The sequence below is a fragment of the Herbinix hemicellulosilytica genome (genome assembly GCF_002904165.1).
GTDB classification, from domain to species: Bacteria; Bacillota; Clostridia; order Lachnospirales; family Lachnospiraceae; genus Mobilitalea; species Mobilitalea hemicellulosilytica.
On record NZ_CVTD020000008.1, the window covers coordinates 320,572 to 346,228 of the forward strand.

20 protein-coding genes, 1 other RNA gene and 1 other annotated feature are annotated in these 25,657 nt (G+C 36.8%); of the genes, 15 read left to right on the forward strand and 6 right to left on the reverse strand.

Annotated features, from left to right (window positions below):
- The first annotated feature begins 26 nt into the window (after positions 1 to 26).
- Positions 27 to 1,712, forward strand: coding sequence for a DNA repair protein RecN (gene recN, locus HHT355_RS02475; protein ID WP_103201867.1), 1,686 nt, complete (start codon positions 27 to 29; stop codon positions 1,710 to 1,712).
- A 188-nt stretch (positions 1,713 to 1,900) separates the two neighbouring features.
- Positions 1,901 to 3,184 (forward strand): SpoIVB peptidase, encoded by a 1,284-nt coding sequence (gene spoIVB / locus HHT355_RS02480; protein ID WP_103201868.1) that lies wholly within the window; start codon positions 1,901 to 1,903, stop codon positions 3,182 to 3,184.
- Between the two features lie 558 nt (positions 3,185 to 3,742).
- On the opposite strand, the gene HHT355_RS02485 is transcribed toward spoIVB, so the two are convergent.
- On the reverse strand, positions 3,743 to 5,062 hold the full coding sequence (locus tag HHT355_RS02485; RefSeq protein WP_103201687.1) for an IS1380 family transposase: 1,320 nt from the start codon (positions 5,060 to 5,062) through the stop codon (positions 3,743 to 3,745).
- 382 nt (positions 5,063 to 5,444) lie between these two features.
- Here HHT355_RS02485 and spo0A point away from each other — a divergent pair, with 382 nt between their 5' ends.
- The 12 genes from spo0A (at position 5,445) to sdaAA (ending at position 19,132) form a co-directional block, all read left to right on the forward strand.
- Positions 5,445 to 6,251: a sporulation transcription factor Spo0A gene (gene spo0A / locus HHT355_RS02490; RefSeq protein WP_103201869.1), complete on the forward strand. Its 807-nt coding sequence runs from the start codon at positions 5,445 to 5,447 to the stop codon at positions 6,249 to 6,251.
- Positions 6,252 to 6,551: 300 nt separating this feature from the next.
- A complete protein-coding gene (locus HHT355_RS02495) occupies positions 6,552 to 8,222 on the forward strand; it encodes a Na/Pi cotransporter family protein (RefSeq protein WP_103201870.1) in 1,671 nt (556 codons plus the stop codon).
- Between the two features lie 275 nt (positions 8,223 to 8,497).
- A complete protein-coding gene (gap, locus tag HHT355_RS02500) occupies positions 8,498 to 9,511 on the forward strand; it encodes a type I glyceraldehyde-3-phosphate dehydrogenase (protein WP_103201871.1) in 1,014 nt (337 codons plus the stop codon).
- Between the two features lie 103 nt (positions 9,512 to 9,614).
- Complete coding sequence (locus HHT355_RS02505) at positions 9,615 to 10,808, forward strand: phosphoglycerate kinase (protein ID WP_103201872.1); 1,194 nt, start codon at positions 9,615 to 9,617, stop codon at positions 10,806 to 10,808.
- Between the two features lie 271 nt (positions 10,809 to 11,079).
- Positions 11,080 to 11,829: a triose-phosphate isomerase gene (gene tpiA, locus HHT355_RS02510; protein ID WP_103201873.1), complete on the forward strand. Its 750-nt coding sequence runs from the start codon at positions 11,080 to 11,082 to the stop codon at positions 11,827 to 11,829.
- Positions 11,830 to 11,876: 47 nt separating this feature from the next.
- Positions 11,877 to 13,421, forward strand: a complete 1,545-nt coding sequence (gpmI, locus tag HHT355_RS02515) for a 2,3-bisphosphoglycerate-independent phosphoglycerate mutase (protein WP_103201874.1) — start codon at positions 11,877 to 11,879, stop codon at positions 13,419 to 13,421.
- Positions 13,422 to 13,493: 72 nt separating this feature from the next.
- On the forward strand, positions 13,494 to 13,733 hold the full coding sequence (gene secG, locus HHT355_RS02520) for a preprotein translocase subunit SecG (protein WP_103201875.1): 240 nt from the start codon (positions 13,494 to 13,496) through the stop codon (positions 13,731 to 13,733).
- 446 nt (positions 13,734 to 14,179) lie between these two features.
- On the forward strand, positions 14,180 to 16,312 hold the full coding sequence (gene rnr / locus HHT355_RS02525; protein WP_103201876.1) for a ribonuclease R: 2,133 nt from the start codon (positions 14,180 to 14,182) through the stop codon (positions 16,310 to 16,312).
- Positions 16,302 to 16,775 (forward strand): SsrA-binding protein SmpB, encoded by a 474-nt coding sequence (gene smpB / locus HHT355_RS02530; RefSeq protein WP_330403353.1) that lies wholly within the window; start codon positions 16,302 to 16,304, stop codon positions 16,773 to 16,775. The genes rnr and smpB overlap by 11 nt, the downstream gene beginning before the upstream one ends.
- Positions 16,776 to 16,938: 163 nt before the next feature.
- Positions 16,939 to 17,289: a transfer-messenger RNA gene (ssrA, locus tag HHT355_RS02535) on the forward strand.
- Between the two features lie 277 nt (positions 17,290 to 17,566).
- Positions 17,567 to 18,232 carry an L-serine ammonia-lyase, iron-sulfur-dependent subunit beta gene (gene sdaAB, locus HHT355_RS02540; RefSeq protein WP_103202025.1) on the forward strand — a complete coding sequence of 222 codons (666 nt, stop codon included), beginning with the start codon at positions 17,567 to 17,569 and terminating at the stop codon, positions 18,230 to 18,232.
- A 24-nt stretch (positions 18,233 to 18,256) separates the two neighbouring features.
- Entirely contained in the window at positions 18,257 to 19,132 is an 876-nt protein-coding gene (gene sdaAA / locus HHT355_RS02545; RefSeq protein WP_103201878.1) for an L-serine ammonia-lyase, iron-sulfur-dependent, subunit alpha, read from the forward strand.
- A 104-nt stretch (positions 19,133 to 19,236) separates the two neighbouring features.
- Here the strand turns inward: sdaAA and HHT355_RS02550 are convergent, their stop codons facing one another.
- From HHT355_RS02550 to HHT355_RS02570, 5 genes are all read right to left on the reverse strand, one after another.
- On the reverse strand, positions 19,237 to 19,857 hold the full coding sequence (locus tag HHT355_RS02550; protein ID WP_103201879.1) for a phosphoribosylanthranilate isomerase: 621 nt from the start codon (positions 19,855 to 19,857) through the stop codon (positions 19,237 to 19,239).
- Between the two features lie 2 nt (positions 19,858 to 19,859).
- Positions 19,860 to 20,663, reverse strand: coding sequence for an indole-3-glycerol phosphate synthase TrpC (trpC, locus tag HHT355_RS02555; protein ID WP_103201880.1), 804 nt, complete (start codon positions 20,661 to 20,663; stop codon positions 19,860 to 19,862).
- Positions 20,664 to 20,729: 66 nt separating this feature from the next.
- Positions 20,730 to 21,740 (reverse strand): anthranilate phosphoribosyltransferase, encoded by a 1,011-nt coding sequence (gene trpD / locus HHT355_RS02560; protein WP_103201881.1) that lies wholly within the window; start codon positions 21,738 to 21,740, stop codon positions 20,730 to 20,732.
- The gene (locus tag HHT355_RS02565) at positions 21,737 to 22,318 is read right to left on the reverse strand and encodes an anthranilate synthase component II (RefSeq protein WP_103201882.1); all 582 of its coding nucleotides are present in this window, start codon (positions 22,316 to 22,318) and stop codon (positions 21,737 to 21,739) included. Before HHT355_RS02565 ends, trpD begins: the two co-directional genes overlap by 4 nt.
- The gene (locus HHT355_RS02570) at positions 22,315 to 23,778 is read right to left on the reverse strand and encodes an anthranilate synthase component I family protein (protein WP_103202026.1); all 1,464 of its coding nucleotides are present in this window, start codon (positions 23,776 to 23,778) and stop codon (positions 22,315 to 22,317) included. Before HHT355_RS02570 ends, HHT355_RS02565 begins: the two co-directional genes overlap by 4 nt.
- A 151-nt stretch (positions 23,779 to 23,929) precedes the next feature.
- Positions 23,930 to 24,174 (reverse strand) — a binding site (T-box leader).
- Between the two features lie 446 nt (positions 24,175 to 24,620).
- Here HHT355_RS02570 and HHT355_RS02575 point away from each other — a divergent pair.
- Positions 24,621 to 25,445, forward strand: a complete 825-nt coding sequence (locus HHT355_RS02575; protein ID WP_103201883.1) for a hypothetical protein — start codon at positions 24,621 to 24,623, stop codon at positions 25,443 to 25,445.
- Positions 25,446 to 25,657 lie beyond the last annotated feature (212 nt).

Consider the following 25,657-nt stretch of genomic DNA (forward strand, 5'->3'; position numbering starts at 1 on the left):
GATTTCATGCTTTGGGAGGGTGCAATTTGCTTATCAGTCTTCATGTTAAGAATTTTGCCATTATTAATGATGTAGAAATTAATTTCAAGAATCATTTGAATATAATGACCGGAGAAACAGGAGCAGGTAAATCCATAATAATAGATGCCATTAATTGCGCCTTGGGAGCAAAAGTATCGGCAGATATTCTTAGAACCGGAGCAGATTATGCCCTTATCGAACTTGTTTTTGAATCAAAAGACCCTGCGGTTCATGAGATTATGATGATGCATGATATACCGATTGAGGATAATCTGATTATTATATCAAGAAAAATAATGCAAGGTAAGAATATTTACAAGATAAACGGTGAAAATGTAACAAGAAATGTGATTTCTTCGGTAGCCGGTCTTTTAATTGATATTCACGGGCAATATGAACATCAATCTTTGCTTAACAAGGCTAATCATCTTGAAATAGTTGACCGGTTTGCCAAAGATGAGATAGGTACTTTGAAGCAGGAGCTTGAAAGCTGCTACAAATCTTATATAAAGCTGAAGCATGAATATGATAATGCGGGTATGGATAACGAAAAAAGGCTTCGGGAAATATCATTTCTTGAATATGAAATAAATGAAATAAAAAGTGCCGCTTTAGTACCCGGTGAAGACGAAGAGCTTGCGGTTTTATATAAAAAATATGCCAATGCCCAGGCTATTTCGGAAGGATTGAAGGCTGTTTACGGTTTAACCGGATATAATATGAATGAAGCAGGAGATTTAGTAGGCAGGGCTGTCCGTCAGCTTGCCAAAATAGCAGAATATGACGAGAAACTGGGAGACTTGTTGTCCCAGCTTACCGATGTGGAAGAGCTACTTAATGATTTTAACCGTGATTTATCAGCTTATATGGCTGATATGGATAACTTCGAGGAAGAATTGACAGAAACAACGAAACGGCTTGATCTGATAAATCATTTAAAACAGAAATATGGAGCAACTATAGAGCAGATAAAAAATTACTGCGAAGAATGTGAAATGAAATTACAGAAATACAAAGATTACGATGAATATATGGAAAATTTGAAAAAATCTCTGATAGAAGAAGAAAGAAAACTTAACGAACTTTCTTCTAAATTATCGGATATCAGGAAACGCAAAGCCAAAGAACTTACTTCAAAAATTAAAGAGGCTTTAATTGACTTAAACTTTTTGGACGTAAAATTTGATATGGTTTTTGAAAAAAGTAATACATATTCCGCTAACGGATATGATGATGCGGAGTTTATTATTTCAACTAATCCCGGTGAAGAAATGAGGTCTTTATCAAAAATTGCATCCGGTGGCGAACTTTCCAGAATTATGTTGGGTATAAAATCTGTGCTGGCAGATAGGGATGAAATTGAAACTTTGATATTTGATGAAATTGATACGGGAATAAGCGGAAGAACCGCACAAAAAGTTTCCGAAAAATTATCTGAAATAGCAAATCATCATCAGATTATATGTATAACTCATCTGGCACAAATAGCAGCCATGGCGGACACACATTTTGTTATTGAAAAAAAGACGGATGGAAAGACAACCGAAACAATAATAAGAGAATTGAATGATGACGAAATTGTTGATGAATTGGCAAGAATTTTAGGCGGAGCAGTCATAACCGACAGAGTTATCGAAAATGCAAGAGAAATGAAAGAGTTAGCGACTTCTTCTAAAAAATACAAACAGTAAAAACATAAAAAACGAATATCAAATTGAAGGATATACAATACTATGTATATCCTTTTTTTTATGTTTAATATTTTCCCTTTAAAATAAAGGCAATAATTTAAAATGGTCTTTACAGTACGATTAAGTACTGTACATATGACATTAAAAAAAGGGATTATGACAAAAAGTTTGGCTTGGGGTGTGGGACAATGAGGAAAAAGAAAATTTACAGAAGGGTATTATTTTCCCTTTTTTTGATTAATGTTGCTGCTATTATTTTTTTGGGTATTTACTATATCGAAAAAAATATACCCGATGAAATAAAAATTTTAAAAGACAGGCAAGAAATTTTTGATTTCAATATGCCCCTTAAAGGGAACATTGAAACTGAACATATCGGTGTTATCAGTGTAAATGATACCAGAGTACCTTCTAATCAGATTCATATTGATTTAAGTGAACCATTTACATTGCAATCCTCACAGACCGGAAGATTCAACATAAATTTAAAACTATTCGGCATTTTTAATTTTAAGAAAATCTCCCTGGATGTAATTGATACGGTAGAATTAATACCCTGCGGTATTCCTATTGGAATTTCTGTAGAAACAGACGGAATTTTAGTATTAGGTAATAATAGAATTACAGGTGCAGACGGACTTAATTATGAACCGGCTCACAATAAGCTTAAATCAGGAGATTATATTATATCAATTAATGATAAAAAAGTAATGCATAAAGAAGAGCTAATTGAAGAAATCCAAAACTCACAGGGTAAAGATATAAAACTTCAGGTACGTCGAAACGGCGAAATTATATCTGTAAGCGTTACTCCAGTAAAAACTATTAACGGCGATTATAAAATAGGGACATGGATCAGGGATGATACACAAGGTATTGGTACTTTGACCTTTATTTCAACCAACGGTTATTTCGGGGCACTGGGTCATGGAATTACGGATATAGATACAGGTGTTCTTATGGAAATAAATAATGGTCTAATTTATGATGCAGATATAATCTCTATTGTTAAAGGTAAAGAAGGAGAACCCGGTGAACTGATAGGAATGATAAAACAAGGAGAAAGGCATAAAATTGGATATATTACCGACAACACTCATCAGGGAATTTTCGGAACAGTAAATCGAAAGTATAAGTTCGATAAAGATTTTCAACCGCTAAAAATCGGCCTTAAGCAAGAAATTAAGGTGGGCAAAGCATATATAAGATGCATGGTCGAGGGCGAAATAAAAGATTATGAAATCGAAATTCAGAAAGTAGATATGAGCAACTCTAATCACAGTAAAGGATTGGTTATAAAAATAACCGATCAAAGACTTTTAAATGCAACAGGAGGAATTGTTCAGGGGATGAGCGGAAGCCCGATTATCCAAAATAATAAAATAATCGGGGCTGTCACCCATGTATTTATACAGGATTCAACCAAAGGTTACGGAACTTTTATTGAAAACATGGTAAATAAATTAGAATAAAAAGATGTTTTGTTAAAAAAAGAAGTCGACGAAAAAATATATTAAAATTTTAAGTTTTTAATATTATAACAGCATATTTATATAATTTATTTTACTGTTATACAATATATTGTATTTTATTAATAATTAATACTTTTTAACAATTTCTAACTGTCGAATGGTGCGATAAGAAAGAATTGAAATTTTATATGTTACTGGCTATAATTCATGTATGGTAATAATTTACATTTTTTATATATTATTACCTTATTACATTATAACGTAATTTGTAGAATCAATGCATAATATGGCTAAATATGTAATTTTTTAATAAAAAATGGCGCCATGTAATAGGTACAATTTAGCAATATTGCTATTGGAAAATTTTTAACAAAGTTATATAATAATTAATCCTGAATTATTCATGAGGGTAAAAAATCATAGATTTACCCATGGAATTATTACGACAGTTCATTTCCGAGGATAAATTTTTATGAAAGTTATTCACAAAAGGGTATAATATCCCCTTGGTTTATCCACATTTTAAATTTCTTGAACTGTCAAGGTACATTTTATATATCATTCAAGCTTTGGCAGAAGCCGTATGTTTTTCAATGTCTCATAAAACTCATTTTTATAAGGACAGCTACTGCATAGCTTGAATGTTATATACCTCGCTGAATGCACTATTTTGGCGGCAACCTTCAACAACTTCAGGCGAATGGTATCAACTTGCAGCTTTCTCATTCTTGCCGGAAGTACCAAACGCCTAAACCAGTTAAATATATTATATGCCAATACGGATATCTGCAGCCGGTTTTCATTTATCACCATACTGTAGCTTGGCATGGTGTCCATATCAAATCCTCTTTTGGATTCTTTTATGAAGTTCTCCATCTTGCCACGGTTACAGTAAAAATGAATGATATCCTCAGCTTTCATATACATATTGGTTACAATAAAGGTATGCATATATACAAGCTGGCCTGCCGGTTTTTCTGCCTTTACAACAACTCTTCTCGGATAGGACCAGCTGGATGCTGCATAATGGATTTCACCATATACTACTGCATAGTCAACTTTATTATTAGCAGTAAGTTCGTCAAGCTCCTTATCCAGATATGCAGCCATCTCCTTTAAGATGGCATTTTCCTTCAGCCTGATTGCATAGGATGTACCGTTGCTTTCCAACTGTTCAAACAGCTCAGGTTTTGCAAATCCGCTGTCAGCACGAAGAAAAAGCTTTACATCAGGATAATCCTCCTGATATTCGGTAAGTAAAGGCTGAAGAAATTCGCAGCAATCCGTAGAGGAATATACATTTCCCGGCCTTAAGGCAGCTTTTAGCAGGTCGCCGGTAAGCCCGTCATAACACATTAGTGCATGGTAACCATAATTGGAATAATGATAATTATATCCACTGCCTTCCTGTTTACCGAAGGTATCAAAAAGAGTGGAATCAATATCCAACAAAACCATCTCAGGCCTTTTGATGGAATAAATCCTTTGTCTAAGAAGGTAAAGTATCCAGTCAAGCTGCATCAAAGTAACATCATCCATGCGGTTAAAGAACCGGGACATGGTAGGCTGGGAGGCCAATGCTTGTTTGCCAAGTATATTTGTAAAAACCGGGTCATCAGTCAGCTCATCCGAGTCATCATCAGAAAAGTAACCGGATATCTGCTGGTAAATTTTTTGCAACAGGTTATCAGCATCCGTATGGATACGAATTGTTTTGTCCTTGGTCTGAAAATGTTGCTTAACAAGCGGCTTAAGACCAATTTTGTGAATGAATTCATTAAGTAACAGCAAACCTGCATCGGAAGATAAATCGCCGCCGTGAAAATTTATTTTAAATTTACTATTGCTTTCTAAGTGAAGTGCATTTAAACTAGACATAAGGGTTTCTCCTTTGCTGATTTGTATGTTTGGTAAACTTCATTTTAGCAAAGCTGAGACCCTTTTTCTATAGTTCAGTTTCACTTTTTAAGTGAAAGCAATAAGAAGATAAAAACATAGTAATTATGCAGTGCCAGGCACTGTTGTATATGTTACGATGAATAATTCAGGTTAATATAACTGTAAATTTTTGAAATACTATAGTGATCAAATTATTAAAGTCGGAAAATTAATATTCGAAAATTGATGTATCAGGCAAAATTACGTAATGATAAATAAAGATGAAATTACTTAAAGATATAAACGATATATATAAAGGAAGGGGATTTAAAAAGTAACATCAGGAGAGTAAATAAATAATTAATGGAGGTAGGGAAAAAATATGGGCAAAATCAATGTAGCAATTGTTGACGACAACGAAAGGATGGTGAGCTTACTAGAGGACATTTTAAAAACAGATGACGAAATTGAGGTCGTAGGAAAATCGGAGAATGGTATTGACGCTGTAGAAATGATCAAAGAAAAAAAACCGGATGTTGTGTTGCTTGACTTGATTATGCCAAAGTTGGACGGGCTGGGAGTAATGGAAAAAATAAGAAGAGATACAGAATTTAAAAAGTATCCGGCATTCATTGTAATAACTGCGATAGGACAAGAGGGAGTTACAGAAAGTGCATTTGAACTGGGAGCAAATTATTATATTATGAAGCCTTTTGACAGTAATGTGGTATTGCAAAGAATAAAACAACTTAAAGGAGATTATCACAGTAAGTTAGTCGACAGCCATAAAGTAAGCGCTTTTGAAAATAAGAGCAATTATCTGGAAAGAAATTTAGAGGCCGATGTAACAAATATTATACATGAAATCGGAGTACCTGCACATATTAAAGGTTATCAGTACTTACGTGATGCGATAATGATGTCTGTCAAAGATGTTGAAATGTTGAATTCTATAACGAAACTGCTCTATCCTTCAATTGCTAAACGTCATAAAACAACACCTAGCAGGGTAGAAAGAGCAATACGTCATGCTATTGAAGTAGCATGGAGCAGAGGTAAGATGGACACAATAGATGAGTTATTTGGATACACTGTAAGCAACGGTAAAGGAAAACCTACAAACTCTGAATTTGTAGCTTTGATTGCGGATAAAATAAGACTGGAGTATAAATTAAGGTCACAAAGCTGATAAATTATAATCTATATGAGTAGTTTTGCCTTTATAATTTTATCATATTATATATCGGATGATAAAAAATCGCTGTGATTCATGTCGTCATAGGCAAGCTGTTATGACGGCAGATCACAGCTTTTTTGTGTTTATGGGATTTTTGCTTTATAAATCAGTTCAGTTTTGCCTGCTAAAGTAATGTAAAGTTTATGTAAAATAAATGTTATATTTGATAAAACCGATTTACCGGATTTCTAGATTATGATATCCTAATTGCGTATGTGCAAATTTAAATTTAAATGAATATTAGGAGGAAACATGAAGACAATAGAACTGTTGGAAGTGATATTTGTATTTGCCGGAGGCCTTGGAATGTTCTTGTACGGCATGAACATGATGGGTGACGGACTTCAAAAATCAGCAGGAAATAAACTAAAACGACTTTTAGGTTATCTGACAAACAACAGGTTGATGGCAGTCCTGGTAGGACTGATAGTGACAGGTATCATTCAAAGTTCTTCGGCTACAACAGTCATGGTCGTGGGTTTCGTAAATGCCGGAATAATGAATCTTATGCAGGCAACCGGTGTTATAATGGGTGCTAATATCGGAACTACAGTAACGGCATGGCTTGTTTCCATGAGTGAATGGAGTGTTCTTTTAAAGCCTGATTTTTTTGCCCCCATTTTGATAGCAGGAGGAGTATTTGCAACCTTATTATGCAAGAACAAAAAAAAGAAAGATTTGGCCGAAATAGTAATCGGACTGGGATTATTGTTTATCGGATTAAAATTTATGTCTGATGTAATTAAACCTTATGCTCAGGCTGAGGATTCAATATTTAGGAATGCATTTGTTGTTTTGGGAAGGCGTCCGTTTCTCGGATTGCTGACCGGTGCGGTGGTAACAGCCATAATCCAAAGCTCATCCGCATCAGTGGGTATTTTACAGACATTGGCCATGACAGGAGTTGTGAACTGGCAATCGGCCGTATTTATTACGTTGGGTCAGAATATAGGAACCTGTATTACGGCAATACTATCTGGTATAGGTGCCAGCAAAACTGCAAAAAGGGCAGCCGTTATACACCTGTCCTTTAATATGATAGGTGCAGTAATTTTCGGCATAGTTATGTATATTATATTTAATATTAATCCGGGATTTGCCGCCTCAGGAATCAACAGTACACAAATTTCGTTATTTCATACGGTTTTTAATTTAATTAATACAATTATACTTTTCCCTTTTGCCAACGGGCTTGTTAAGCTTTCGGGAATATTTATAGATGATTCGAAACCCGAAGCAAATATGGATGAAATTCAGATTACTCTACGCCATTTGGATGACAGAATTTTGGAAACCCCTTCTTTTGCGGTACAGAATGCCATTAAAGAAGTGGTTCATATGGGTGAGATTACCCTAAACAATGTAAGGGAAGCTATCGATTCTTTATTAAATAATGATGAAGAAAAAGCCAATAAAGTATTTGAAACAGAAAAGGTAATTGATGCCCATCAAAAAGTTATTAATGATTATTTGGTTAAAATAAATAACCTTTCATTGACCGAAAGACAACATAAGATTGTCAATAACCTGTTTCACACGGTTTCCAATATTGAAAGAGTCGGGGATCATGCAGATAACCTGGCTGAACTGGCGGTAGAAAAGGTTAATAACAATATTTACCTTTCAGATGAAGCTTACGCTGAGTTAAAAGAAATATGCAATGTTGCTATGGAATCTTTTGAGTATGCTGTTAAAGCCAGGGCCAGCGAGAAGAAAGAGTATATAAACAAAGTAGTTGAAATGGAGAAAGTAGTTGACAGACTAAAGGACGAACTGCGACAAAAACATATAGAACGGCTTTCCAAGGGTATATGTACTTCGGAAAACGGTGTTATATTCATAGATGCCCTTATAAACCTGGAAAGAATATCAGACCATTCGCTTAATATTGTCAATTATGTAAACGATGAAATAAAAGGATAATTTTATCAATAAAATGCACAAAAAATTTTCTATATAACTAAAAAATATAACTTTTATTATAATATTCCATAAAATACGTAGCTGACTCTTGATATTTTTATTTTGATTGTGTAAAATTATGATTGATGAAAAATTGACAATCAGTAATTCCTTACTTGTGTTTTCATCGCAATAGGAAATTCTTCAGAATTTTCTGTTGTTCAAAATGTGTTAAAATTAAGTTTATCTACTGTCTATGACAGTAATAATATATTAAACATTTAGGAGGAATAGTAATGGCAGTAAAAGTAGCAATTAATGGTTTTGGACGCATCGGCCGCCTTGCATTCAGGCAGATGTTCGGAACAGAAGGTTATGAAATTGTAGCTATTAACGATTTAACAGATGCTAAGATGTTAGCACACTTATTAAAATACGATTCTGCACAAGGAAAATATTCAAAGGCTGATACCGTTGTAGCAAAGGAAAACTCCATTGTTGTAGACGGCAAAGAGATCAGAATCTACAGCGAAGCAGATCCTTCCAAGTTACCTTGGAAAGAACTTGATGTAGACGTTGTTCTTGAATGCACAGGCTTCTTTGCATCCAAGGCTAAATCTCAGGCTCATATTGATGCCGGTGCCAAGAAAGTAGTTATCTCCGCACCTGCAGGCAATGATCTGCCTACAATCGTATTCGGTGTTAATGAGAATACTCTGAAAGCAACCGATACAATTATTTCCGCAGCTTCTTGTACAACAAACTGCCTTGCTCCTATGGCTAAGGCTTTAAATGATTTAGCTCCTATCGATAAAGGTTACATGGTTACCATCCATGCTTACACCGGTGATCAGATGACTCTTGATGCTCCTCACAGAAAAGGAGATTTAAGAAGAGCTCGTGCCGCAGCCGTTAACATCGTTCCTAACTCTACCGGTGCTGCTAAGGCTATCGGCCTTGTTATTCCTGAACTGGCAGGTAAGTTAGACGGTGCTGCACAAAGAGTACCTGTTCCTACCGGTTCAACAACAATTCTTACCGCTGTTTGCAATAAGACTGTAACAGCAGAAGAAGTTAATGCAGCAATGAAGGCTGCTTCCAACGAAGTATTTGGATATACCGAAGACGAAATCGTTTCTTCCGACATTATCGGAAGCACATATGCTTCAATCTTCGATGCAACCCAGACTAAGGTTATGGCACTCGAAGGCGGCAAGAGCTTGGTTAAGGTTGTTTCCTGGTATGACAACGAGAATTCATACACCAGCAACATGGTAAGAACAATCAAGTATTTTGCTGAGTTAAAGTAATTTAATATCAAGCTTATAGATCCATGAAGGGTCCGGTCTTTAAGGGCCGGACCTTTTGTGCATATCCTTATGTACAAAAATATACAGGAAAGGAGCATATACCATGTTAAATAAGAAATCTGTTGATGATATAAATGTAAAGGGTAAGCGGGTACTTGTAAGATGCGATTTTAATGTTCCCCTGCAGGACGGCAAAATTACCGATGATACCCGTATTGTTGAGGCACTTCCTACAATTAAGAAGCTGATCAATGACGGTGGAAAAGTTATTCTTTGCTCCCATATGGGTAAACCCAAGGGAGTTCCCAAGCCTGAACTGTCACTGGCACCTGTTGCCGCAAGACTGTCCGAACTTTTAGGAAAAGAAGTAGTATTCGCTAAAGATGACAACGTAGTCGGCGAGAATGCCAAAGCTGCTGTAGCTGCCATGAAAGAAGGAGACGTTGTACTTCTTGAGAATACCAGATTCAGAGAAGAAGAAACCAAGAATATTGATACATTCAGCGAGGAACTGGCGTCCCTTTGTGATGTATTTGTAAATGATGCGTTCGGTACCGCACACAGAGCCCACTGCTCCAACGTAGGTGTTACAAAATTTGTTGATACCGCTGTTGTAGGATACTTAATGCAGAAGGAAATCGAGTTCTTAGGAAATGCCGTTAACAATCCCAAGAGACCTTTTGTTGCAATTCTTGGAGGTTCCAAGGTATCCAGCAAGATTTCCGTTATTAACAACTTACTGGATAAAGTTGATAAATTACTTATCGGTGGCGGTATGGCATATACCTTCATGAAGGCAATGGGAGAAGAGGTAGGTAACTCCTTACTGGAAGAAGATTATCTTGATTATGCAAAAGATATGATTAAGAAAGCTGAAGAAAAAGGCGTTCAATTACTTCTTCCTGTAGATACTGTTGTTGCAAAAGAATTCTCAAATGATTCTGAATTTAAGACCGTTAAACGCGGAGAAATTGAAGCAGGCTGGCAAGGTCTTGATATCGGTGAAGAAACCCGTAAGCTTTTTGCTGATGCGGTTAAGGATGCTAAGACTGTTGTTTGGAACGGACCTATGGGTGTATTCGAGATGCCCAATTTTGCCAAAGGTACATTTGCCGTTGCTCAGGCTCTGGCAGAGATAGATGCAATCACTATTATCGGTGGAGGAGATTCTGCCGCTGCTGTAAATCAGCTTGGATTTAAGGATAAGATGACTCATATTTCAACCGGTGGCGGAGCTTCCCTGGAATTCCTTGAAGGAAAAGAACTTCCCGGTGTTGCTGCAGCTAATGATAAATAATAATATTTTTATAGAATACGTAGCTTAATTTTGTAGCAAGCTATTTCGGAATAAGTCTTGTAATTTCCGGAAAAGCTTGCTACAATATATTAATCGGTGTAAATTAGAAAAGACAGTTTAGCAAAAGCAATATATTTACAAAAATTAATTTATATACATAATGTAAAAGTAAAGCCTAAACATTATGTATAGCAGGCTTTAACCAAAAAGCAAAGAATAAAAAGACAGCATTGCCGCTAAAAACGGCATAATTATAGAATTTTAGGAGGATATCATGCGCAGAAAAATTATAGCAGGCAACTGGAAAATGAATAAAACACCCAGTGAAGCGATTGCATTGATAAATGAATTAAAACCGTTGGTGGCAACGGACGAAGCTGATGTCGTATTTTGTGTACCTTTCGTAAGTTTAATTCCTGCCATAGAAGCTGTTAAGGGATCAAACATTGAAATCGGTGCGCAAAATATGCATTTTGAAGAAAGCGGAGCATATACCGGAGAAATAGCTCCTAAGATGCTTACCGAAATCGGTGTTAAGTATGTTATAATCGGTCATTCCGAGAGAAGGGAATATTTCGGTGAAACCGATGAGACAGTAAATAAGAAAGTATTGAAAGCATTTGAACATGGACTTACACCTATCATATGCTGCGGAGAAACATTAAAACAGAGAGAACAGGGTATTACAATAGATTTTGTACGTCAGCAGATAAAGATTGCTTTCCTTGGTGTAACCAAAGAGCAGGCTAAGAAGGCTGTTATTGCTTATGAGCCTATCTGGGCTATCGGAACAGGAAAGGTAGCTACTCCCGAGCAGGCAGAAGAAGTTTGCAAAGCTATTCGTGAATGCATCGAAGAAATTTATGATAAAGAAGTGGCAGATGCTATCCGTATCCAGTATGGCGGAAGCGTAACCGCTGCCAGCGCATATGAGCTGTTTAGCCAGCCTAACATAGACGGCGGCCTGGTTGGTGGAGCAAGCCTGAAGGCTGATTTCGGAAAAATTGTTAATTATAAATAAGTTTTATCTTTTGACTCGGTATAAAGAGTTTAGTAAAGGAGACCAACATGAGAAAGAAACCAACAGTTTTATTGGTATTAGACGGTTACGGACTTAATGAAAAAACAGAGGGAAATGCAATTGCACAGGCAAAGACTCCTGTAATGGACCGTTTAATGAATGAATATCCTTTTGTCAAAGGAAATGCCAGCGGCATGGCTGTAGGCCTTCCGGAAGGGCAGATGGGTAATTCGGAAGTAGGACATATCAATATCGGTGCAGGAAGAATTGTATATCAGGAACTGACCAGAATAACAAAAGAAATCCAGGACGGAACCTTTTTTGAGAATCCTGCCCTTTTGGCTGCAGTTGAAAACTGCAAAAAGAATAATTCTGACCTTCATTTATACGGTCTTCTTTCCGACGGAGGTGTCCACAGTCATAATACCCACTTATATGGTTTGCTGGAGTTGGCAAAGCGTAACGGACTTAAAAATGTATATGTCCATGCATTCTTAGACGGCAGGGATACACCTCCCGCATCCGGCAAAGGCTATATTGAAGAACTTATGGAACAGATGAGGATTATCGGTGTGGGCAAGATAGCAACGGTTATGGGGCGCTACTATGCTATGGACAGAGATAACCGTTGGGACCGTATCGAAAAGGCTTACAGAGCTATGGTATACGGTGAAGGGGAGACCGCCGAAAATCCTGTCGTTGCGGTCCAGGATTCATATAACAAGGAAGTCTACGATGAATTTGTTGTACCGACCGTTGTTTTGGAAAACGGAAAACCTGTTGCAACCATAAAAGATAATGATACGATTATCTTCTATAATTTCAGGCCTGACAGGGCAAGAGAAATAACCAGAGTATTCTGCGAAGATGATTTTACGGCATTTAACCGCGGCGAAAAGAGATTAAATGTTACTTATGTATGCTTCTCTGAGTATGATATAACCATACCCAATAAGCTGGTAGCTTTCCATAAGATATCTATTGATAATACTTTCGGACAATTTTTGGCACAGCATAAAATGACACAGTTAAGACTTGCAGAAACAGAAAAATATGCCCATGTAACGTTTTTCTTCAATGCCGGTGTAGAAGTGCCGAATGAAGGAGAAGACAGAATACTGGTAAATTCTCCGAAGGTTGCTACTTATGATCTGAAGCCTGAGATGAGTGTATATGAGGTAACAGATCATTTGGTAGAGGCTATAAAATCAGGTAAATATGATGTGATAGTTGCCAACTTTGCAAATCCGGATATGGTTGGACATACCGGTATATTGGAAGCTGCAATTAAGGCAATCGAAGCAGTGGACGAATGTTTGGGAAGAGTTGTGGATGCACTTCTTAGTGTAGACGGTGTAATGTTTGTATGTGCAGACCATGGCAATGCAGAGCAATTGATTGACTATAATACCAATGAGCCGTTTACTGCCCATACCACAAATCCGGTACCTTTTATACTTGTAAACTATGATAAAGATTACACCTTGGCAGAAGGCGGATGCCTGGCTGATATAGTTCCTACCCTTATTGAAATAATGGGTATGGAAAAGCCGAAAGAAATGACAGGCAGATCTCTCTTGATAAAGAAGTAGTCCGGATAGAAAAAAATGTTGAAATGAAGTACGTTCTGTGTTAGAATAGGCGTAGTTTTAGGAGGTGTAACCGTGGACATTTTAAAAACGATTGTTCAAATCGTGTATATCGCGATTTGCATTGTGTTAACAGTAATAGTATTAAAACAGGAAGGAAAATCCTCCGGTTTATCCGGTGCATTGACAGGCGCTTCTGAAACATTTTGGAGCAAAAACAAGGGACGTTCTGTCGAGGGTATACTTGAAAAATTAACAAAAATTTTAGCCGCTGTATTTGTTATACTCTCGGTAGTGTTAAATCTGGATTGGTAATAGGTTTTCAAGAGGCAGATTAATAATATAAAAATTCTTAATATGCACCGTTAACAGCACACCTGCTGTGATTTGAGTTGTCATAGGATGGCATGTATGTCTATAATGACACATAAATCACAGCAGGTGTACTTGTTCATGGACATTTATATTTTAGGATTAGATATGATAAGGTTTAAAGTGCAATAATTTATTAAATTGTGTCAAACAATATCAAATGTTTTTCAGGTGCCGGATATAGATTAATAGTTTATTCTTTTTGTATAACAGCCGGGGGATTTTTTATAATAATATTAAAAAAGTATAATACATTAATGCAATATATGGTATACTATGAATAGTTTTTCTGATTTGTACATTAAATGTAAATAAATCATATTGCTTAAAACTATAATAACTTTAGAAATAATAAAAATATAAAAGAAAAATTGAAATAGGAGCCATATATGACAGACAGCAAAAGATTTGAAAAAAAAAGAAAAATGCTTATGGAATTTTTCACGGACAAAGAATACAGACCTATGAGGTTTAGGGATATTGTTGCCTTATTGCAGGTTCCGAAAGACTCAAAAAATGAGTTAAAGGAAATACTGGATTCCTTGGTATCACAGGGAAGCATTGTTGTGGATGATAAAGGAAGATATCTGGTTCCGGGAGATAATATTAAGACAGGTATTTTTTCCGGAACTCAGAGAGGGTTTGGATTCGTAACCTTGGAAGGAGAACCGGAAGACATATTTATACCCGAATCGTCCACCAACGGAGCCATGCATGGGGACAAGGTAGCTGTTATGCTGACCAATGAAAAGTCAGGAAAAAGACGGGAAGGTATCATAGTCCGAATAGTAGAACGGGGTATGACAGAGATTGTCGGTACCTTTGAGAAAAATAAAAACTTCGGTTTTGTTGTTCCGGATAACAATAAATTCCATGATATTTATATTCCCAAGGAGCATACCAAGGGGGCTGTAACAGGTCATAAAGTAGTCGTTAAAATAACGGACTACGGAGACGAAAATCACAGTCCCGAGGGCGAAGTTGTGGAAATCATAGGTCATATTAATGACCCTGGTGTGGATATAATGTCGGTCATAAAAGCATACGGACTTCCGGTGGAATTCCCGAAAGACGTGCTTCGTATAGTCGACTTTATTCCTGACGAGATAAGTCCGGAAGAAATAAAAAACAGAAGAGATATCAGGGACCTGCCGACGGTAACAATTGACGGTGAAGATGCCAAGGACCTGGATGATGCCATATCCTTAACCAAGGAGGGGGATATTTATCATCTGGGAGTACACATTGCCGATGTCAGCCATTATGTTAAGGAAGGATCTCTCCTTGATAAGGAAGCACTAAAAAGGGGTACAAGCGTGTATTTGGTAGACCGGGTAATACCTATGTTGCCCCATAAGCTTTCTAACGGAATATGTTCCTTAAATCCGGGAGAAGACCGGCTGGCATTAAGCTGCTTCATGGACATTGACTCAAAAGGCAATGTAATAAACCATGAAATAGTCGAAACCGTAATCAGGTCCGACAGACGCATGACCTATACCGATGTTAATAAAATTGTTGAGGAACAGGACGAAGAATTAATTGAGAAATACAAGGATTTTGTCCCCATGTTTATGCTGATGCTTGAACTGTCGGAAATTTTAAAGAAGAGAAGGCATAAACGGGGAGCAATAAACTTTGATTTCCCTGAAAGCAAGATTATTGTAGACAAAAACGGTAAGCCAATTGAAATCAAGCCTTATGAAAGAAATAAGGCAACAAAGATTATTGAAGAATTTATGCTTATTGCCAATGAAACCATAGCAGAAGATTTCTTTTGGCAGGAAATTCCCTTTATATATCGTACCCATGAAAATCCGGATGAAGAAAAAATAAAGGCTTTAGCAATATTCATCAATAACTTCGGCTACAGCCTTAAACTGGGAAATGATGATATACACCCGAAGGAAATTCAAAAACTTCTTATAAAGGTTGAAGATACTCCCGAAGAGGCCTTAATCAGCCGGCTTACGTTAAGATCCATGAAACAGGCAAAATACACTGTTGCAAATACCGGACACTTCGGCTTATCAACAAAATATTATTGTCATTTTACATCGCCGATACGCCGTTATCCTGACCTTCAGATTCACCGTATTATCAAAGAAAATCTGAGAGGAAAACTGACCGAAAGCAGAAGAAGCCATTATGAAAAGATTTTGAATGAAGTAGCCAATCATTCAAGTAAGACGGAACGCAGGGCTGATGAAGCCGAACGGGAAGTAGAAAAGATGAAAAAAGTTGAATATATGACGGAGCATATAGGCGAAGTATTTGAAGGCGTAATCTCCGGCATAACATCATGGGGCATCTATGTCGAGCTTCCCAACACGATTGAAGGTATGGTCCGTGTAAGTGACATGGATGATGATTTTTACATTTATGATGAAGAACGTTACCAGATGATAGGGGAGCATACGAAAAAAACCTACAAACTGGGTCAAAAAGTTAAGGTTGAGGTAATAAGTGCCGATAAACTTCTTCGGACAATTGATTTTGCATTTGTGGAGGATGAAGAATAAAATGGGGGAAAATATAAAGCTGATTGCCAATAACAAAAAGGCATACCATGATTATTTCATAGAGGATAAGTATGAAGCAGGAATAGTGCTTCACGGTACCGAAGTTAAATCCTTAAGGATGGGAAAATGCAGTATAAAAGAATCGTTTATTCGTGTTGAAAACGGCGAACTTTTTATTTACGGAATGCATATTAGTCCTTATGAAAAGGGGAATATCTTTAACAGGGACCCCTTACGTGTAAGGAAGCTTTTGCTTCACAAATACCAGATAAATAAGCTGGCAGGAAGACTGTCACAAAAAGGGTATACTTTGGTACCGTTACAGGTTTACTTTAAAGGGCATTTGGTAAAGCTTGAAATTGGGCTTGCAAAAGGTAAAAAACTTTATGACAAGCGAGAAGACATTGCCAAGAAAGATATGAGACGTGAAGTTGAAAGAGACTTTAAAGTAAGAAATCTGTAATTAGTTTTTTAATTATGTTAAATATTTAAATTTATAAATTGTAATTTTAAAATAACTTAAAGTATAATTTGGAACAAGAAACATGATTTCTCATTTTAATTTATTAATTATCTCTTTATTTTCTAATGATTTTATGATAAAATAAATCACACAAAATAAACAAGGGGTTGTACTGGTTTCGACGAGGGTTTTGAAATTGCAGTAGCCATTCGCAGTTCCGGGACTGCGTCACCAACCTGGACCTAAATATAAACGCAAACGATAATTACGAATTAGCTGCTGCGTAATAGCAGCTTGTCGGCCTTAAGCGGCCCGCGGCTTAAGAAACCGGCATCAAATTAGCGGGGACCTTTATCTCCAAAGCTTTGAGGAGATAAAAGATTTATGAAGCTACCAAGACCGAAAGCCTGTCTATCGGCGTTCGGTTGAGGGAATGATAAAAGATAGACTGTAATGGGAGAAGCTGCAATGGATGGACTTTCGGACGCGGGTTCAATTCCCGCCAGCTCCATCGTTAAAACCACATCTAGTTTTAGATGTGGTTTTTTGCGTAATATGAGACTTTTTTACATAATAATTCGTATTTAGTGCACATAAAAATAATCTTTTTAAACTTCATAAAGTCAACATGATTTAGGGGCTAAGGGATAGCAGAATAAATTTAACTTTTTATCACATTTTAAAAAGTGTAAGTCCGAAGGTTTTATGGATAAAAAATATGATTAATGATACGAAAAAAAGCTATTATAATTTTTAGAAAATACATTATAAAAAGGAAGGCGGAAGATCCAGTGAATGTATTTGATATAATGGGACCGGTTATGGTCGGACCGTCCAGTTCTCATACCGCCGGAGCGGTAAAAATCGGTTATATAGCAAGAAAACTTTTACGGGATGATGTCAAAAAGGCAAAGATATTTCTTCATGGCTCATTTTTGATGACCGGAAAAGGCCATGGAACGGATAAAGCTTTGATAGCAGGCCTTATGGGGATGAAGCCGGATGATGAACGAATCCCGAACAGTTTTCAATACGCAAACGAACGTGGCTTGGAATATGAATTTTCAGGCATAGAGTTGAAAGATGCCCATCCCAATTCCGTTTTACTTAATCTAGTTGGAGTAAACGGCAGCAAATTGGAAATAGTGGCTTCTTCTATCGGGGGAGGGGCTGTTGTTATCAATCAGATTGACGGCGTTGAGGCTGATATAACAGCCGCTTATCCTACTTTAATAGTAAAAAATATTGACAAGCCCGGATATGTGGCTAAAGTAACCTCATTATTAAGCAATCATGACATTAATATTGCAACTATGAGGATTCGCAGAGATAAAAGAGGAGGTACTGCCGTTATGATAATAGAATGTGATCAGGAAGTACCTGCCGATGTGACAGAATTATTGGCCGCATCAGAGGGAGTAAAGAAGGTAACATATTTAAAACCGGTAGATGATTAAGTCTAATATATATGGAGGTAGAAGATGGGCTTTCGGGCTTTAGATGAGATACTAACAATATCAAAGGAAAGTAACAAACCTTTCTGGAGAGTGATTCTTGAGAATGATATGGAAGAAAGGCTTGTCAGTGAAGAAGAATCCCTTAAAAAGATGCAGCAGTTGTATTTGACTATGAAAGAGGCCGATAAGGCTTATGATGAAAAATTAATATCTTCCAGCGGCCTGGTAGGCGGGGACGGCGCAAAGATGGAGCAGGCTGTAATAGAAGGAAAAGTTTTGGGCGGAAATTTCATAGGAGTGGTAATTGCAAAGGCATTAAAGATGGGTGAATCCAATGCATGCATGAAAAAAATTGTTGCAGCACCTACGGCTGGCTCCTGCGGTGTCATACCTGCTGTACTGATAAGTTATGAAGAACAATATGGAATTTCCATTCAAAAGATGATAAAGGCAATGTATGTAGCTTCAGGTATAGGGGAAGTAATTGCGGCCAGAGCTTTTTTATCGGGAGCGGCAGGAGGATGTCAGGCGGAAATCGGTTCGGCCAGTGCCATGGCTGCCGGTGCTTTGGCGTATCTTAACGGAGGGGATGAAGATAGTATTGCCCATGCCGCAGCAATGGCTTTAAAAAACCTTATGGGGCTGGTGTGTGATACAGTAGGCGGTCTTGTAGAAGTGCCTTGCGTTAAAAGAAATGTGGTCGGAGCGGTCAATGCCATAGCCAGTGCCGATATGGCTGTTGCCGGAATACGAAGCCAAATTCCGCCTGATGAGGTAATTGATGCCATGAGGGAAGTAGGAGAATCTCTGCCAAAAACCCTTAGGGAAACCGGAGAGGGAGGTTTGGCAGCAACCCCTACAGGGCGGGAAATCAAGAAAAAGATTTTCGGTTATTCATAATTTGATTTTGATTTATTTGTAAAGATTAAAAAGTAATATAACTATATATGGGAAAGGCCTTCTAAGATAAAGAATAAATATCTTTATAAGGCCTAGTATTACAATCAGTTTTGCTTTCTAAGCAAATTTACTATCTCTTTTATTTTTTCCGGATCTTTTTTTCCGTCGGTTTCTACGCCGCTGCTGACATCAATGCAATAGGGTTTTGCAGACAGGGCAAAAGAAAGATTATCCCGGTTTATGCCCCCGGCAAGAAAAAACGGTTTTTTTCTTTCGCTTATTTTTGGTATAAGTGACCAGTCGAATGTTTTTCCGGTTCCGCCGTATGCATTATCCTTGTACGAATCAAGCAGAAGATAGTCGCAGGGCAGGTCTTCGGCAGCCTTTATATCTTGCCGGGACCTGACCCTTATAGCTTTTATAATGGGATTTTTGATGCTATTTTTTAGTTCAAGGATATATGACTCATTTTCGTCACCGTGCAGCTGTACCAAATCAATTACTTTTAAATCGCATAATTCAATAATCGTATTTACACTCTCATTAACAAAGACCCCTACAGTTTTAACGGCCGGATTGAGCAACTTTTTTAAGATAACAGCTTCATTTAAAGAAATCCTTCTTTTGCTTTCAGCAAATACAAACCCTATAAAGTCGGGAAGAACCTGATTAATGGCATTAATATCTTCTATACGTTTTATACCGCATATCTTGATTTTTGCCATATTTAGTCCCCTTTCAAAGACTTAAGTTTTTCTTTTTTATTTGTGCTTCTCATAAGGCTCTCCCCGATAAGAACGCCGTCAACACCGCAATCCTGTAAACGCAGTATATCCTCGTGATTTTGAATTCCGCTTTCCGAAACGAAGCAAATACTTTTGGGGACCAATTTTCTTAGTCTGATTGAATTACTTACATCAACTCTGAAAGTTTTTAAATCCCTGTTGTTTACACCAACTATTCTTGCTCCGGCTCGGACTGCCATCTTAATTTCTTCTTCCGTATGGGCTTCCACGAGGGCTGATAAGCCGAGTTTATCGCAAATTGATATGTATTTTTTTATAATTTCTTCATCCAACAAGGCACAGATAAGTAGCACAGCATCCGCTCCCAGGTATTTTGCTTCATATATTTGATATTCATCAACAGTAAAATCTTTGCGGAGAATAGGAAGGGAGATATTTTTACGGATATCTTGCAAATGTTCATTTTCTCCCTTGAAAAATTCCGGTTCCGTTAATACTGATACGGCATCCGCTCCGGCTTCTTCATATTCTTTGGCTATCTGAACAAAAGGATATACAGGATCAATTATTCCTTTTGACGGGGAGGCTTTCTTTACTTCACAGATAAATGAAATGCCGGGCTTTTTTAATGTTTTTTCAAAAGGAAAGGCTTCCTGTGTTGAGTTGTCATAAAGACAGTAGGATTCATATATTTTTTCTATTAATCGGTTTAAGGGAAGCCTTTCCTTTGCATTTTCTACCCTTAATTTTGTAGCCTTTGCTATGGTATTTAATATATTGTCCATAACCCATTGCCTTTCTGATCTTTATTTAATTACTGCTAAGTACGTATTACTTTTAATACAATATATTTATTCATTGGATAATTGAATAAACTCTTCAAGCTGTTTTAAGGCTTTTCCGCTGTCTATAATTTCTGCCGCCATCCTGATGCATTCCCTGAGAGTAATATTGTTATAAGCCATATAAAGGCACAGGCCGGAATTTAGAAGAACAATGTCTCTCTTAGGGCCTTTTTCTTCTCCTTTAAGTATCCGAAGGGCAATTTCGGCGTTTGCTTTCGGATCACCGCCTACCAGATCTTCTTTTTGGCAGTAGGAAAATCCAAAATGCCTTGGATCAATAAAGAAGCTGTTGATTTTGCCGTGATCCACCTCACAAACGGTAGTCTTGGTTGTCAAGGTGACTTCATCAAGCCCGTCATGGCCGCATACAACCATAGCTCTTTTTACTCCCAGATTGGCAAGGACTTTTGCCATCGGAGCAACTAAATTTTCATCGTAAACTCCCAATAAGATATATTCGGCTTTTGCCGGACTGGCAAGAGGACCTAAAATATTAAAGATTGTGCGGACTGAAAGCTCTTTTCTTACCGGTGCAGCATATTTCATGGAAGAGTGATAAAGGGGTGCAAACATGAAGCATATACCGATTTTATCCAGTATTTCTTCGCTTTTTTCCACAGGAATATCTATTTTTACACCCAGAGCTTCAAGTACGTCGGCACTGCCGCATTTGCTTGAGACACTTCTGTTTCCGTGTTTAGCCACCGGAATTCCCGCGGCTGAGATAATAAAGGTGGATACCGTAGAAATGTTAAAGGTATTGGCTTCGTCTCCGCCGGTTCCCACAATGTCCATAACGTCTTTCTTGTGACTTATGGTTTTTCCGTGTTCTCTCATAACGGTGGCACACGCCGTTATTTCTTCAATAGTTTCTCCCTTCATACGGATGGATGTCAAAAATGCGGCTATTTGAGCATTGGTAGCCTTTCCTTCCATAATTTCATTCATTACGGCTTTTGTCATATCAAAACTTAAATCATTTTTATTTATAAGCTGATAAATAGCTTCCTGTATCATTTAGACGCACCACCAATCATTAAGAAGTTTTCAATTATTTTCTTTCCCGCAGGGGTAAGGATAGATTCGGGATTAAACTGCAGCCCGTAGATATCATAATCTCTGTGTTTTATAGCCATTATTTCTTCACGTTCGTTTTCACCTATGATAAGCAGTTCATCGGGCAGAAGTTCCCTTTTAAGGATTTTTGAATAATAAGCACCTACCTGAATAACAGGAGAAAGACCGAAGAACAAACCGTTTCCGCTGGCTATATGAATGCTGATTGCCTTACCGTGCATCAATGGATTTGCAAGGGTAGTTTCTGCGCCAAATATTTCTCCGATTATATGATGACCTAATCCAATTCCAATGATAGGGATCTTATCTTTATACTCCATAATTAATTTTTCATATATTTTTGGCTGATTTAAATTAGCCGGCCCGGAGGATATAATTATATGACTGGGTGACATTTTTTTTATTTCCTTTAAGTTGCATTCATCTCTGTTTAAAACCAGGACATCTAATGAAACAGTACCTATAAGATCGACCAGATTATAAGTAAAACTGTCATAATTGTCGATAAGCAGAATCATTCCTCCACCTCCTTAGCCCTTTTAAGTGCTTCAATCATAGCCAGAGCCTTGTTTTGTGTTTCCTCATATTCTTTTTCCGGGTCGCTTTCGGCAACTATTCCGCAACCGGCCTGGATATACACTCTGTTTTTTCGCTTAATTGCCATCCTTATGGCTATACAGGTATCCATATTTCCGGAAAAATCTATATAACCTATAGCTCCTCCGTAGATGCCTCTGGGTTCTTTTTCAACTTCTTCGATAATTTCACAGGCTCTTATTTTTGGTGCTCCGGAAAGGGTACCTGCCGGAAGAATAGCCCTAATGGCATCAAGGGCATCTTTATCTTTACGAATTTGACCCTGAAGTTCAGTCGTTATATGCATTATCTTAGAATAACGGCGAAGTTTCATATAATCGGATACCCTTACACTGGATACTTCAGATACTTTTACCAGATCGTTTTTGGCAAGATCAATCAGCATGACATGTTCCGAAATTTCTTTTTCGTCCTTAAGAAGTTCTGAAGCTATATTTTCATCTTCCTGCAAATCTTTTCCTCTTGGCCTTGACCCACCTATAGGCATAGTGGATAATAAACCGTCACGTAATCTTACCATGGTCTCCGGTGAGGTGCTTATAATCTGTAGTTCTTCATTTTGAAGAAAGACCATATAGGGAGAGGGATTTATAGTCCTAAGAACCCGGTAAGCATTAAGAAGGGAATCATGGTATTCCGCTTCAAACCTTCTTGATATAACTGCCTGGTATATATCTCCTTCGTAAATGTATTTTTTTACTTTTTCGACCATATTGATAAACTTTTCTTTTGAAACATTGCAGGTAAATTCCGGCTTACTCAATGTGGGACGAGGATTTAATGGCATTGGGTTTTGTATGATGTTTTTTATTTTTTCAATAGTGGCAAGGGCGTTGCCGTAGTTTTCCAGAATTTTGTCGGTTTTCATGTTCACAATTATAAAGAGTTTCTGTTTAAGATGATCAAAAGCTATGACCTTATCAAAGAGCATTAAATCAAAATCGTTATATACTGAGTTTTTTAATTTTAAATGAGGTACATCATATGTAATCATTCCGTATGAAAAGTATCCGACAAAGCCACCGGTAAATGGGGGCATATCCGCAAGTTTAGGAGCTTTATATTGCTTTAAAAGGTTTCTTAGAAATTCATAAGGATCAGAAACAGGAACTGTGTTTTTTTCATCTCCTTCAACGGTTACATGGCCGTTTTTACAGTATATTCTCATAACGGGCTGATAACCGAGGAAGGAATATCTTCCCCATGCTTCTCCGCCTTCAACACTTTCAAGGAGAAAGAAGTTTTTGCTGTAGGCAGACAACTTTCTAAGTAAAGTAATTGGGGTAATAAAATCCGCATAAATTTCTTTACAGACTGGAATTATGTCGTATTCTTTTGATAACTGCTCAATCTCATCTGCACTGGGTCTTATCTTATTCATAACCATATTTATCACCTAAGGTCAGTCTCCTTTCTTTTTATTTCTAAAAGGAAAATTATAAAAGGGTGGAAGGGCAATTAATTTAAACATTTTATTTTATGTTAAGAGTTACATTTTTAAATTTAAGTATTAAAAAAACTCCTGTCCCTTAAAAAGGGACAAGAGTTATAACTCCTGCGGTACCACCCTAATTGGCGCATAATGCGCCCACTCTTAATGCATACTATCATATGCACCCCTATGATAACGGACGGGGCTCCCGTAAGCGCCTACTTTATCAATTTCGGGCTTCCCTCGCAAGGCCATTCGGTAAGGACTTTGTAACCGCACTCGCACCGACGGCGGCTCTCTGTATACAAAGATTCCAAACTTACTATTCTTGCTCAACGGTTTATCGTATTAAGCGAATTATATCAATGGACAATATAAATTGTCAATATATAACTGTAATTTTATTATAATAAATTGAAAATATAAACTATGGCTTTTAATAAAATCTTAATTTTCAGTTTCAAAACATTTTGTTTAAAATACGGAATATTAGGTATTGTTGGCAATTCAAACATTATTCAATAAAAGAAAATACCGTACGGGATATGATATGAAGATAAAACTTTATGTGTGCTTTGCCTTCGGGCAATAAAGAAAATAATTGGGTATAATATACAAAAAACCAAAAAAATTTTGTTGACTATAATTTTATTACACATATTTACAAATTTCGCGTTTTGTATTAATATATATCTACCTTCTTCTGATGAATATCTTTTATTTTTCTGTTCCATTTCTTTTCCTTTCTGATATTTACCGGCTTTTACAAAACTAAATAGGGGTGATTTTGGTTGAATATTGCTTTTTGGAGTAATGCTTACGATAAGTCATGGGCTTTTTTAAATTTTGCGGGTGTAAGCATAGCCAGTGTTATGCGGTATCCTTACAGAATAACATTGCTGGAAAATTATCTGGATAAAACTAATCTGGGAAAAGCTTTTTTCTTAGATAATATATCCTATAACAGGGATGGCATAGTCAGTTTTTATGAAGGAAAAGGCATAGAGGGACTGCTTAGAAGAATATACCGGGGAGATAAAGACCCAAGTTTATTAAAATACTATAGGCGGGCTGTTATACCAAAACACTTATATTATATACCGCAAAACGGAGTTATTAACAGTAATCTGTTTGACTATGAATTATATCATAACTTTCATGACCTTAACCGCATAATTCAATGCAATACAGACTTATGTTTTATCAATGTCAATCAGCAAAATCATCTTAGCTCAAAAATTATACTTCAGTTAGCAGATCTGGTTGTTATAAATCTTTATCAAGATTCTGATTATCTTAGAAATTTCTTTTCAAATTACTCTTCACTTATATCAAAAGCTGTATTTATTGTCGGGAATTATTCTATGAAATCCCCACTAAGCTGCAAAAGAATTGCAAAGTTATATGAAATTCCTTTAGAGGATATTGCTCCTATTCCTTATAATGAGAATTTTCATATTGCTTGCAAACAGGGAAGCGCAATTGAGTTTATCAACAGCAACTATTTCTGTGACAAAGAAAGTCCAAATTATCTTTTTATTCACGGTATCAGGAAGGCAGCTTATATTATTTTGCAGAAAGCAGAAAAAAATCTTGCCTTGGCAAAAAGGGGATAGAAAATTGGGGTATTAACTGTCATAAGATATATGATTATTGCGCTTGTAGGAATTATATCTTATGGGATTTTGCTATGGAGTATCGGGCGTAAAATACCGGGCCGGTTAAGAAAGCATAAAGTTACAGCTAATTATAAAACAGAGAGAAATAAAAGTTTGGTGGTTTTAATTTATAATTTTCTTTTGGCTTTACTCATAATAATTGTTTTCTT